The organism is Nocardia transvalensis NBRC 15921 (genome assembly GCF_000308875.1).
GTDB classification, from domain to species: domain Bacteria; phylum Actinomycetota; class Actinomycetes; order Mycobacteriales; family Mycobacteriaceae; genus Nocardia; species Nocardia transvalensis.
Genome location: NZ_BAGL01000055.1, coordinates 243,926 through 256,288, shown reverse-complemented (window position 1 = coordinate 256,288; position 12,363 = coordinate 243,926). Strand labels below are relative to the sequence as shown.

8 protein-coding genes are annotated in these 12,363 nt (G+C 71.1%); 5 read left to right on the top strand and 3 right to left on the bottom strand.

Features of this window, described 5'->3' with window-relative positions; all coding sequences use genetic code 11:
• Positions 1–33: 33 nt before the first annotated feature.
• From def to ON41_RS17930, 5 genes are all read left to right on the top strand, one after another.
• Positions 34–624, top strand: coding sequence for a peptide deformylase (gene def / locus ON41_RS17950; RefSeq protein ID WP_051161774.1), 591 nt, complete (start codon positions 34–36; stop codon positions 622–624).
• On the top strand, positions 624–1,547 hold the full coding sequence (gene fmt / locus ON41_RS17945; RefSeq protein WP_040748761.1) for a methionyl-tRNA formyltransferase: 924 nt from the start codon (positions 624–626) through the stop codon (positions 1,545–1,547). The genes def and fmt overlap by 1 nt, the downstream gene beginning before the upstream one ends.
• Before the next feature lie 278 nt (positions 1,548–1,825).
• The gene (locus tag ON41_RS17940) at positions 1,826–3,136 is read left to right on the top strand and encodes an RsmB/NOP family class I SAM-dependent RNA methyltransferase (RefSeq protein ID WP_083905431.1); all 1,311 of its coding nucleotides are present in this window, start codon (positions 1,826–1,828) and stop codon (positions 3,134–3,136) included.
• 300 nt (positions 3,137–3,436) lie between these two features.
• Positions 3,437–7,345 carry a Pls/PosA family non-ribosomal peptide synthetase gene (locus tag ON41_RS17935; RefSeq protein ID WP_040748760.1) on the top strand — a complete coding sequence of 1,303 codons (3,909 nt, stop codon included), beginning with the start codon at positions 3,437–3,439 and terminating at the stop codon, positions 7,343–7,345.
• On the top strand, positions 7,345–8,691 hold the full coding sequence (locus ON41_RS17930) for a M1 family metallopeptidase (RefSeq protein WP_083905430.1): 1,347 nt from the start codon (positions 7,345–7,347) through the stop codon (positions 8,689–8,691). The genes ON41_RS17935 and ON41_RS17930 overlap by 1 nt, the downstream gene beginning before the upstream one ends.
• Positions 8,692–8,809: 118 nt before the next feature.
• Here ON41_RS17930 and ON41_RS17925 read toward each other — a convergent pair whose 3' ends face one another.
• Genes ON41_RS17925 through ON41_RS17915 form a run of 3 tightly spaced genes read right to left on the bottom strand, consistent with a single transcriptional unit; the run spans position 8,810 to position 12,281 of the window.
• On the bottom strand, positions 8,810–10,885 hold the full coding sequence (locus ON41_RS17925) for an NAD(+) synthase (RefSeq protein ID WP_040748758.1): 2,076 nt from the start codon (positions 10,883–10,885) through the stop codon (positions 8,810–8,812).
• Positions 10,882–11,859 carry an RNA polymerase sigma factor SigF gene (locus tag ON41_RS17920; RefSeq protein WP_040748757.1) on the bottom strand — a complete coding sequence of 326 codons (978 nt, stop codon included), beginning with the start codon at positions 11,857–11,859 and terminating at the stop codon, positions 10,882–10,884. The genes ON41_RS17925 and ON41_RS17920 overlap by 4 nt, the downstream gene beginning before the upstream one ends.
• Complete coding sequence (locus ON41_RS17915) at positions 11,859–12,281, bottom strand: ATP-binding protein (RefSeq protein WP_040748756.1); 423 nt, start codon at positions 12,279–12,281, stop codon at positions 11,859–11,861. Before ON41_RS17915 ends, ON41_RS17920 begins: the two co-directional genes overlap by 1 nt.
• Positions 12,282–12,363 lie beyond the last annotated feature (82 nt).

Below are 12,363 nucleotides of genomic sequence, written 5' to 3'. Positions count from 1 at the left end.
AGACGACCGTTTCCTTCAGCTCGGGAGTGCCACGTGACCATCCAGCCCGTTCGCCTGTTCGGCGACCCCGTCCTGCGCGCCCGCGCGGACGAGGTCACCACCTTCGACAGGGAACTGCGCCAGCTGGTGACCGACCTGACCGACACCATGCGTAGTAGCGGTGGCGTCGGCATGGCGGCGCCGCAGATCGGTGTCGGCCTGCGGGTGTTCGTGTACGACACGAGCACCGCCGGGACCGACCGGCCGGGCACCCGCAGGTCCGGACATCTGGTGAATCCGGTGTACGAGGTGGTGGGCGCCGAGGAGCAGACCGGGACGGAGGGCTGCCTGTCGATCCCGGGCCTGCGCTACGACGTGACCCGCGCGCAGCGCGTGGTGGCCCGCGGCGTCGACGCCGACGGTGAGCCGGTCGAATTCGAGGCCGACGGGCTGCTGGCGCGGTGCGTGCAGCACGAGACCGACCACCTCGACGGCGTGCTGTATCTGGACCGCCTGGACCCGGCCACGCGCAAGCTGGCGATGCGGGAAGTCCGCGAATCGGACTGGTTCACCGCCGGTAAGACGGTGATGTCGGCGGCCGACGTGTCCGCCACCCGCAACGCGGCGGCCGGGCGGGTCCGCTGATGCGCCTGGTCTTCGCCGGTACCCCCGAGCCCGCGGTGCCCTCGCTGCGGCGGCTCATCGAGTCGCCCCACCACGAGGTCGTCGCCGTGGTGACCCGTCCCGATGCCGTGGCCGGGCGGGGTCGCAAGGTGACTCGCTCGCCGATCGGGCTGCTCGCCGACGAGTACGACATCCCCGTGCTGACGCCGGCCAAGCCGAAGGATCCCGATTTCGTCGAGCGGCTGACCGAGCTGGCGCCGGACTGCTGCCCGGTGGTCGCCTACGGCGCGCTGCTGCCGCGGCACGTCCTCGACATCCCGCGCCACGGCTGGGTGAACCTGCACTTCTCGCTGCTCCCGACCTGGCGCGGCGCGGCGCCCGTCCAGGCCGCGATCCTCTCCGGTGACGAGATCACCGGCGCGTCCACCTTCCAGATCGAGGAGGGCCTGGACACCGGCCCGGTATTCGGGGTGGTGACCGAGAAGATCGGGGTCACCGACACCGCGGGCACGCTGCTCGGCAGGCTCGCGGAAACCGGTGCGCGCCTGCTGGAATCGACCCTGGACGGCATCGAGGACGGCACCGTGCAGGCCGTCCCGCAGGCGACCGAGGGCGTGTCCTACGCGCCCAAGATCGACGCGGAGGCCGGTCACATCCGATGGGATCAGCCGGCGCTGGCCGTCGCCCGCCGCGTCCGCGCGGTCACCCCGGCACCCGGCGCCTGGACCGAGGTGGCCGGTAAGCGACTCAAACTCGGCCCGGTCGAACTGGTCGAGGAGGCACTGCCACCCCGCACCATCGACGTCCGCAAGACCGGCGTCTACATCGGCACCGCCACCACCGCCGTCCGCCTGAACGGGGTCCAGCCACCGGGCAAGCGCATGATGCCCGCCCTCGACTGGGCCCGCGGCGCTCGCCTGGAACCCGGCACGGTGGTCGAGTGACCCCCCGCGACCCGTCCGGCCGGAACGGAGACAACCGGCCGGCGCAGAGCGGTGCCGCCGGAACGAACCGGGGCGATGCGTCCGGCGGTAGCCGCGGCGGCGCGGCTGGGGGGAACGGGAGAGGTAAAGGCCAGGGCTCTGGGGAGCGGCGTGGTGATGCGCGTGGGGGCCGTGGTCGGGGGGACTCGCAGGGTCGCGGGCGTGCGTCCGGTGGTGATCGGGCGGGTGGTCAGCGGCAGGGGCGGCATTCGGGGCGGACGGGGGATGCGCCGCGGGAGGTGGCGCGGGATGTGCTGCGGGCGGTGCGGGAGCGGGACGCGTATGCGAATCTCGTTCTGCCGGTGTTGCTTCGGGAGCGGCGGCTGTCGGGTCGAGATGCGGCGTTCGCGACCGAGCTGGCGTACGGGGCGTGCCGGTCGCGCGGGACGCTCGACGCCGTGATCGCCGACTGCGCGGGCCGCGAGGTCGGGGATATCGACGGACCACTGCTGGATGTGCTGCGCCTGGGCGTCTACCAGTTGCTGCGCACCCGGGTCGAGCCTCATGCCGCCGTGGACACCTCGGTGGAGCTGGTGCGTGCCGAATTCGGCGGCGGCAGAGCCGGATTCGTCAACGCCGTCCTGCGCCGGGCGGGCGAGCGCACCGCCGACGAGTGGGTCGACCGGCTCGCGCCGCGAGATCCGCTGGGGCGCATGGCCTTCGAATACGCCCACCCGGTGTGGATCGCGCAGGCATTCGCCGACGCACTCGGCGCGCGGGCGGGCGAACTGCGCGAGGCGCTGGCCGCCGACGACGAGCGCCCGGCGGTCCACCTGGTGGCCCGGCCCGGCGATATCACCGCCGAGGAGCTGGCCCTGGTCACCGGCGGCGAGGAGGGCCGGTGGTCGCCGTACGCGGTCTACCTCGACGGCGGCGATCCCGGAAAGCTGGCACCGGTGCGCGAGGGTATGGCCGCGGTGCAGGACGAGGGCAGCCAGCTCGTGGCGCTGTCGCTGACCCGGGCGCCGCTGCTCGGGCCCGATACCGGCCGCTGGCTGGACCTGTGCGCCGGGCCCGGCGGTAAGACGGCGCTGCTCGGCGCGCTCGCCGATATCGACGGCTTCCGCGTGGACGCCGTCGAACCGGCCGAACACCGCGCCGACCTGGTCCGCAAGGCGACCCAGGGGCTCCCGGTGAGCGTGCACGTGACCGACGGCCGCGACAGCGGCCTGACCCCCGGCTACGACCGCGTCCTGGTCGACGCGCCCTGCACCGGCCTCGGCGCGCTGCGCCGCCGCCCGGAGGCCCGCTGGCGGCGCACGCCCGCCGACGTGCGCGACCTGACCGTCCTGCAACGCGAACTGCTCACCGCCGCATGGGATCTGCTGCGACCCGGCGGCGTCGTGGTCTACTCGACCTGCTCCCCGCATCTGCCCGAAACCGTCGCCGTGGTCGCCGACCTGGTGCGCCGGACGGGCGCCGAACAACTCGACACCCGCGACCTGTTCCCCGGCGTCACCGACCTCGGCGACGGCCCCGCCGCCCAGCTCTGGCCCCACCGCCACGGCACCGACGCCATGTTCGCCGCCACCCTCCGCAAGCCCACATGACACGTTCAGGGTTTGCGCACGGGCGTCGTTGTGATGTGGGCGATGGTCGGTAACGCCCCGTGAGGTCGGGGCCGAGATACTGATGCGCCTCTCGCGGGCGGGCTCCGGGGTGCGGCGGATTCGGCGAGAGGGCCGGAACCTGGAAGAATGGATCCGGCAAATCGGCCGCACACACGGCCGCGTGGTGTCCTGCCCGGCGAGGAGTCGGACACCGTATGTACAGCGTTTGCGCAACGGTAACCCTCGCGTGAGACAACGTACAGCGCAGGACCCGGGGGCGATCGGAAAGGTGGACAGGACGTGATGCTCCAGCCGGAGATCTCGGACATTCCAGCGGCCCCAGCTCGTTCCCCGCTCCTGCGGGCCGAGGATGCCGCGACACCCCGCACACTGGTCGACATCCTGGCGGCGACGGCACTGGCACATCCCGACGCACCCGCCATCGACGACGGCACCGACACCCTCAGCTACGCGGAACTGCTCGCCGAGATCGACGACACGGTGGACCGGCTGTGGGAGACGGGCGTGCGCGCCGGCGACCGGGTCGGCGTCCGCATCCCGTCCGGCACGAGCGAGCTGTACGTCACCATCCTGGCCATCCTGCAGGCCGGCGCGGCCTACGTGCCCGTCGACGCGGACGACCCGGACGAGCGCGCCCGCCTCGTCTTCGGCGAGGCCGGGGTCACCGCCGTCGCCACCGCGGCCGGAATCGCCCTGTACGGCGACACGCTCGCCGGCCGGCCGGGCTCCACGACACCCCCGGATCCGGAGGACGACGCCTGGATCATCTTCACCTCCGGCTCGACCGGCACCCCGAAGGGCGTCGCGGTGACCCACCGCAACGCCGCCGCCTTCGTCGACGCCGAGGCGCGCCTGTTCCTGCGGTCCGCCCCGCTCGGCCCGGGCGACCGCGTGCTGGCCGGGCTCTCGGTGGCCTTCGACGCCTCCTGCGAGGAGATGTGGCTGGCCTGGCGGCACGGCGCCTGCCTGGTCCCCGCCCCGCGCGCCCTGGTGCGCAGCGGAATGGACCTGGGGCCGTGGCTGGTGCGCCGCCGCATCAGCGTCGTCTCGACCGTCCCGACACTCGCGTCCATGTGGCCCGCCGAGGCCCTCGACGCCGTGCGGCTGCTGATCTTCGGCGGCGAGGCCGTCCCACCCGAACTGGCCGAACGCCTCGCCGGGGCGAACGGCCGCGAGGTGTGGAACACCTACGGCCCCACCGAAGCCACCGTCGTCGCCTGCGCCGCGCTCCTGACCGGCGAACCGCCCGTGCGCATCGGCCTGCCGCTGGACGGATGGGATCTGGCCGTCGTCGACGCCGCCGGTAATCCGGTGGGGGAGGGCGAATCCGGGGAACTCGTGATCGGCGGCGTCGGCCTGGCCCGCTACCTCGACCCGGCCAAGGACGCCGAGAAGTACGCTCCCATGGCCACTCTCGGCTGGGACCGCGCCTACCGCAGCGGCGATCTGGTCCGCAACGAGAGCGCGGGCCTGGTATTCCTGGGCCGCGCCGACGACCAGGTCAAGATCGGCGGCCGCCGCATCGAACTCGGCGAACTCGACAACGCCCTGCAGCATCTGCCCGGCGTCACCGCGGGCGCGGCCGCCGTGCGAACCACCAAGGCGGGCAACCGGATTCTGGTCGGCTATCTCGCCGCCGCCGATCCCGAGTTCGATGTCGTGAAGGCCCGGACGCTGCTCGCCGAACAGCTCCCCGCACCGCTCGTCCCGCGCCTCGCCGTCCTCCCCGAATTACCCACGCGGACTTCGGGAAAGGTGGACCGCGACGCGCTGCCCTGGCCGCTGCCCGGCACCGAATCCGAACCGAGTTCCGAACTGGGCGGCACCGCGTACTGGGTTGCCGAGCAGTGGAATTCGATCCTCGGGGCCGAGATCGGCGGCCGCGACGCCGACTTCTTCGACCTCGGCGGCGGCTCCCTGGCGGCGGCGCAGCTGGTGACCGCGCTGCGTGAGCGCTTCCCGCAGATCACCGTGGCCGATCTGTACGACCACCCGCGGCTCGGCGCGCTCGCCGACCTGCTGGACGCGGCCGCACCCGCCGCCGAGGTCGAAATCCGCACCGTCACACCGACACCCCGGCGCGCGCAGTGGACACAACTGCTGGCGCTGGTGCCGCTGACCACGCTGACCGGCCTGCAGTGGCTGACCTGGCTGGGCATCGTCACCAATATCGCGAGCTGGTCGGGCGCCATCCCGTGGATGCCCGGGCTGTCGTGGTGGTGGGCGCTGCTGGGATTCGTGCTGTTCATCTCGCCCCCGGGCCGGATGGCGATCTGCGTCGCCGGGGCCCGGCTGCTGCTGCACGGCGTGCGGCCCGGCAGCTATCCGCGCGGCGGGCCGGTGCACCTGCGGCTGTGGGCGGCGGTGCGGCTGTCGGAGGCCAGTGGCGCCGAGAACCTGTCCGGCGCACCGTGGATGGTGCCGTTCGCCCGCGCGCTGGGCGCCCGTGTCGGCAAGGGCGTGGACCTGCACACCCTGCCGCCGGTGACCGGCCTGCTCGAACTGGGCGACGGCTGCAGCGTCGAACCGGAGGTGGATCTCGCCGGGTACTGGATCGACGGGGATGTCGTGCACATCGGCGCCATCCGCATCGGCGCGGGTGCGGTGGTCGGCTCCCGTTCGACCCTGCTGCCGGGCGCGATGATCGGCAAGAACGCCGTCGTCGCACCGGGTTCCGCGGTGTTCGGCAAGGTGAAGGCGGGCCAGGAGTGGGCGGGATCGCCCGCGGTGAAGGTCGGCAAGGCCGATCATCCGTGGCCGTCCGCCACCCCGCCGCGCGCCGTCCACTGGGTCGTCCTCTTCGCGCTGAGTTCGATGGTGCTGGCCGCCATGCCGATCGCCGCGCTGGCCGCGGGCGGCGCCCTGATCGCGTGGTGGATCCGCGACGACCGGACGCTGCCGGGCGCGCTCGGCGACGCCTTCCTGATCCTGCCCGTCGCCACCCTGCTGAGCCTGGCGGTCTTCGCGGTCGCCACGGTCGTGCTGGTCCGGTTGCTGAGTATCGGGCTCACCGAGGGCTACCATCCGGTGCGCAGCCGCGTCGGCTGGCAGGCGTGGTCGACCGAGCGGCTGATGGATTCGGCGCGGACCTTCCTGTTCCCGCTGTACGCGAGCCTCCTGACACCGCTGTGGCTGCGCCTGCTGGGCGCGACCGTCGGCAAGGGCGTCGAGGCGTCGACCGTCCTGCTGCTGCCGAAATTCACCACCGTCGCCGACGGCGCATTTCTGGCCGACGACACCATGGTCGCCGGGTACGAACTCGGCGGCGGCTGGTTGCGGATCGGCGAGGCGAAGGTCGGCAAGCGCGCCTTCCTGGGCAACTCCGGAATGACCGCGCCCGGCCGCCGCGTCCCGAAGAACGGCCTGGTGGCGGTGCTGTCGGCCGCTCCGGAGAAGGCCAAGGCGGGATCGTCGTGGCTGGGCAGCCCGCCGGTCCGGTTGCGCCGCAAGGCCGGTGACTCCGATACCGCGCGGACCTTCGATCCGCCGCTGCGGCTCAAGGCGGCCCGCGGCCTCGTCGAGACCTGCCGGCTGATTCCGGTGATGGTGACCTTCGGCGTCGGCCTGGCCGTGCTGTTCGGGCTCGCCGCGCTGGCGCAGGGGCCCGGATACTGGTTCGCGGCACTGCTGTCCGGTCTCGTGCTGCTCGCCGCGGGCGCCTTCGCCGGTGCGTGCGCGGTGGCGGCGAAGTGGCTGGTGGTCGGCCGGATCGAGAAGGTCGAACATCCGCTGTGGAGTTCGTTCGTGTGGCGCAACGAGGTGTCCGACGCGTTCGTGGAGACCGTGGCCGCGCCGTGGTTCGCGCGCGCCGCCACCGGTACCGCGGTCATGAACGTCTGGCTGCGCGGTCTCGGCGCGCGGATCGGCCGCGGGGTGTGGTGCGAGTCGTACTGGCTGCCCGAGGCCGATCTGGTCACGCTGGGCGACGGGGCGACGGTGGAACGCGGATGTGTCGTGCAGACACATCTGTTCCATGATCGGATCATGTCCATGGACACCGTGACCCTGGAGGCGGGCGCCACCCTCGGCCCGCACTGCGTCGCCCTGCCCGCGGCGCGGATCGGCGCGGGCGCCACGGTCGGCCCCGCCTCGCTGGTGATGCGCGGAGATTCCGTACCCGCCTCGACCCGCTGGCAGGGCAACCCGATCGCACCCTGGCAGGAGCGGTCGAGGGAAGGCACGCCGTGATGTCGGGCAAGTTCTACGAGGTACCGATCGACGAATACCTGCCGCAGAACGGCAATCGCGGGTATCGGGTCTCGCGGTACGAGTTGGACCTGGTCTACAAGGTGGCGAGCAATCGGCTGTCGGGGCGGGCCGACATCACGGCGGTGGCCACCGCCGCGCGGCCCCGCTTCGCCCTGGACATGTCCCAATCGCTCAGTGTCAGCAAGGTTTTCGTCAACGGCGCGAAGGCCGCCAAGTACTCCCACCAGCGCGGGAAACTGACCGTCACACCGGCGCAGAAGATTCCCGCGGGCGGCATGCTCACTGTCGCCGTCCAGTACGCCGGGACGCCGCGCCCGGTGCGGGGCCCGTGGGGCGAGGTCGGCTGGGAGGAACTGAGCGACGGCGCGCTGGTGGCCAGCCAGCCCAACGGCGCGGCCTCCTGGTTCCCCTGCGACGACCACCCGAGTTCCAAGGCCAGCTACCGGATCTCGATCACCACCGACTCGCCGTACTACGCCGTCGCCAACGGGGTGCTGGCACGCAAGCAGACCAAGGCGAGCCAGACCACCTGGGTTTACGAGCAGTCCGAGCCGATGGCGAGCTATCTGGCGACCATCCAGATCGGCCTCTACCGCCGGTACCGCATCGGCTCCGCGCACGATGCGCAGGTGCCGATGCACGCACTGGTGCCGCCGCGCCTGCGGGCCGCGTTCGATCACGACTTCGCCCGGCAGCCCGCCATGATGGCGGAATTCCAGGAACGGTTCGGGCCCTACCCTTTTCCGGGCTACTCGGTGGTGGTGACCGACGACGACCTCGAGATTCCCATCGAGGCGCAGGGGATCTCGATCTTCGGCGCCAACCACTGCGACGGGCGGCGCGGATCGGAGCGGCTGATCGCGCACGAGCTGGCGCACCAGTGGTTCGGCAACAGCCTCACCGTCGGGCAGTGGCGCGACATCTGGCTACACGAGGGATTCGCCTGCTACGCCGAGTGGATCTGGGCGGAGGCGTCGGGCGGCCCGAGCGCCGATCAGATGGCCCGTGCGGCCCGGCACAATCTGTCCCGCTGCCCCCAGGACATCGTGGTCGGCGATCCCGGCCCGACCCTCATGTTCGACGACCGCGTCTACAAACGCGGCGCCCTCACCCTGCACACCCTCCGCCTCCACCTCGGCGACGCCAAATTCTTCGGCCTCCTGCACGAATGGACCGCCCGCTACCGCCACGGCACCGTCGACAGCGAGGAATTCGCCGACCTGGCCGGGCATTACAGCACGGCGTCGCTGCGCCCGCTGTGGGAATCCTGGCTCTACGACCGGGCATTGCCACACTTGCCCCCGCAAAGTGGGGCAGCGGGGTAGCACGCAACGCCACCCCTCCTCTTGTTTCCGGCATGCTTTTGGCCGGAAACCCCCGCGCACATTGCGGATTCCGGCCAAAAGCATGCCGGAAAAAGAGTTCACGCTAGGTGGGGTGATGTCACCGATCGGGGACGTTGCGTTCCAACTCGTCCAGCCAAGCTGTAGCGACCGCATCGCTGGGTGCCCGCCAATCTCCGCGTGGGGACAGCGAACCGCCCGAACCGACCTTCGGTGCGTTGGGGAGGGTGGAGCGCTTGAACTGGCTCGTCTGGACGAAGCGGCGGAGGAATTCCGCGAGCCAGTGCTTGATGGTGGGCAGGTCGTATTCGTGGCGATCGGCTTCGGGGACGAGTTCGGGCCAGCGGCCGGCGGTGCGGTCGGCCCAAGCGTGCCGGGCCAGATACGCGATGCGGCTCGGGAGGTAGCCGAAGCGCAGCAGGTAGTAGAGGTGGAAGTCCTGGAGTTCGTAGGGGCCGACCGTGGCCTCGGAACTCTGCCCCGGCTGGTCCGAATCCCCGTCCGCCGCACCGTCGTCCGACGGGATCAGCTCGGGGGAGATCTCGGTGGCCAGGATGGAGGTGAGTACGTCGTCGGCCTCCGCGCCCAGCCCGCTCGTATCGACCGACCAGGCGATCAGGTACTTGATCAGCGTCTTCGGCACCGAGGCGTTGACGCTGTAGTGCGCCATATGATCCCCGACGCCGAAGGTGCACCAGCCCAGCGCCAGCTCGCTGAGATCCCCGGTGCCGATGACGAGCGCGTGCTGCTGGTTGGCCAGCCGGAACAGATGCGAGGTCCGCTCGCCCGCCTGCACGTTCTCGTAGGTGACGTCGTACTGCGGAACCCCGTCCGCGGCAGGATGATTCAGATCGCGCAGCATCTGTGTCGCCGACGGCCGGATATCGATCTCGTGCGCCGACACCCCGAGCGCCGCCATCAGCCGATGCGCGTCCGACCGCGTCCGGGCGCCGGTCGCGAAGCCGGGCATGGTGTACGCCAGCACATTCGAGCGCGGCAGGCCCAGCCGGTCCATGGTCTTGACCGCCACGATCAGCGCCACCGTGGAGTCCAGCCCGCCCGACACCCCGATGACGACCTTCTCCGACCCGGTGGCCGCCAGCCGGGTGGCGAGCCCCGCCACCTGGATGTGGTGGACCTCGGCGCAGCGCTCGTTGCGGACCGCCGGATTCGCGGGAACGTAAGGGAAGCGCGGTATCTCGCGCCGCAGCGGGACCTCGCCGGCGGGTATCGGCAGCTCGATCTCGATCCGCCGCATCCGTGCCAGCCGCTCCCGGTGATCGTGCACGTTGTCGGCGAAGCTGGTCATCCGCAGCCGGTCGGCGGCGAGCCGGTGCAGATCGATATCGGCGGTCATCAGCTGGGCGTGATCGGCGAAACGGTCGCTCTCGGCGAGCACTTCACCGTTCTCGCACACCAGGGCCTGACCGTCCCAGGCCATATCGGTGGTCGACTCGCCGTGTCCCGCCGCGGAATACAGGTAGGCCGCGATGTACCGGGCGGAGTGCGAGGCGCACAGCTGCCGCCGGTAGTCCGCCTTACCGACCACGATATTGCTGGCGGACAGGTTGACCAGCACGGTCGCCCCCGCGAGCGCGGCGAAACCGCTGGGCGGCAAGGGAACCCACCCGTCCTCGCAGATCTCCGCGTGGAAGACGAACCCCTCGAGATTCGTCGCCGGGAACAGCAGATCGGCGCCGAACGGCGCCCGCTGGCCGGCGATGGTGATGTGGTCGTCGAGATTCTCCCGCGCAGCCGCGAACTGCCGCTTCTCGTAGAACTCGCGATAGTTCGGCAGATAACTCTTGGGCACCGCGCCCAGCACCCGCCCGTGCCGGATCACGATGGCGCAGTTGAACAACCGGCCCTGCGTCCGCACCGGCGCACCGATGACCAGCACCGAGTCGATATTGGCGCTCTCCTCGACGATACGGGCGACCGCCTGCTCGACGGCCAGGGCCAGCGCGTCCTGATGGAACAGGTCGTCGGCGGTATAGCTGGACAGGCCCAGCTCCGGGAAGACGGTCAGCACCGCGCCCTCGGCGGCGCCCTGCCGCGCGAGGGCCAGGGTCTGCTCGGCGTTGTAGGCCGGATCGGCCACGCGCACGGCCGGTACGGCGACCGCGACCCGGGCGAACCCGTGGCGGTAGAGCGAATCGAACGGTAGCCGCGTCATTCCCGCGCCGACTGCTCCCGCAGGCGGGCAAGGGTTTTGGCGAGTATGCGCGAGACGTGCATCTGCGAGATGCCCATGCGCTGGGCGATCTGGGTCTGGGTCATGGATTCGAAGAACCGCATGGTCAGGATCCGCCGCTCGCGCTCGGGCAGCCCGGCCAGCAACGGCCGGATCGCCACGTACTCCTCGACCCGGTCGAACTGGGACTCCTCCTCGCCGAGGGTGTCGAGCAGCGACGCCTCCGTATCGCGGCCGACCGAGACCGCGTCGATGGAGCTGGGCTGATAGGCGTTGCCCGCGATGACCGCCTGCGTCACCTCGTCCGGGTTGATCTCGAGCTCGCCCGCGATCTCCTTGACGGTGGGGGAGCGGCCCAGCGACTGCGACAGCGTATCGATCGCGGCGCCGATACGCAGGTGAGTCTCCTTGACGCGGCGCGGAACCCGCATCGCCCAGGTGTTGTCGCGGAAGTAGCGCCGCACCTCGCCCATGATCGTGGGCACCGCGAAGGACAGGAAGTTCGATCCGCGCGTGATGTCGAACCGGTCCACCGCGTGCACCAGGCCCACCCGCGCGACCTGGGTCAGGTCGTCGAAGGGTTCGCCGCGCCCGCTGAACTTGCGAGCGATGTGGTCCGCCAGCGGGATGCAGCGGCTGATCAGCCGTTCCCGTAACTCGGCGCGCCGGGCGGAGTCCTCCGCGGTCCGCGACAGCTCCTCGAAAAGCGTTGTGACGTCGTCGTATCCGGTGACCGACTGGGTGACTTCCTCGACCTCGTCGGCGTCGTCCGTGTTCTCCTCGTCGGCGTCGGTGTCACCGGAACTCGCCGCCGCCGCATCGCCGTCGCGGCCGTCGCCCGCCGTGCCGTCGCCGCGAGTGTCGCCCGCCGTGCCGTCGGCCGTGTTTCCCCTGGTCTCTGCGTCTTTGGGGTCGACGGTGTCGCCCGACTCGAACACGGTGTCCTCGTCAGCCACTACGCCTTCCCCCGGGCCCGCCGGAACTCCACGATGGTCGGGAATCCGGGCGCCGCCCGATCGAAGGGCTCCTGGGTCGTGGTCACCTCGTCGGTGAGCGTGCGCAGCACGTGCCAGCCGAAGCTGCGCTGATCGGGCAGACCCTCGACGCCGGCGATGCCGGTGACGCGGACCAGCAGATCGTCGTCGCCGACGGTGAACCGGCAGCGCAGGGTGGTGCCGGGCGCGGCGACGGCGATGAGCGTCGAGCAGGCCTCGTCGACCGCCAGCCGGATATCGGCCACCTCGTCCAGGGTGAAATCGCTGAGCAGGACCAGCGTTTCGGCAAGCCCACGCACGATCGGCAACTGTGACACGGTTGCGGCGACGCCGATCTCCACGGGGGTGCTGCGCAGGCCCTGTTCCGCCGAAATATTGATCACCCTGCAAAGGCTACCCAAGTCTTTCGCGGGTAATCCGCCCTGTGCCTGGATCGAGACACCGCCGCGGTTACACTTCGCGCTG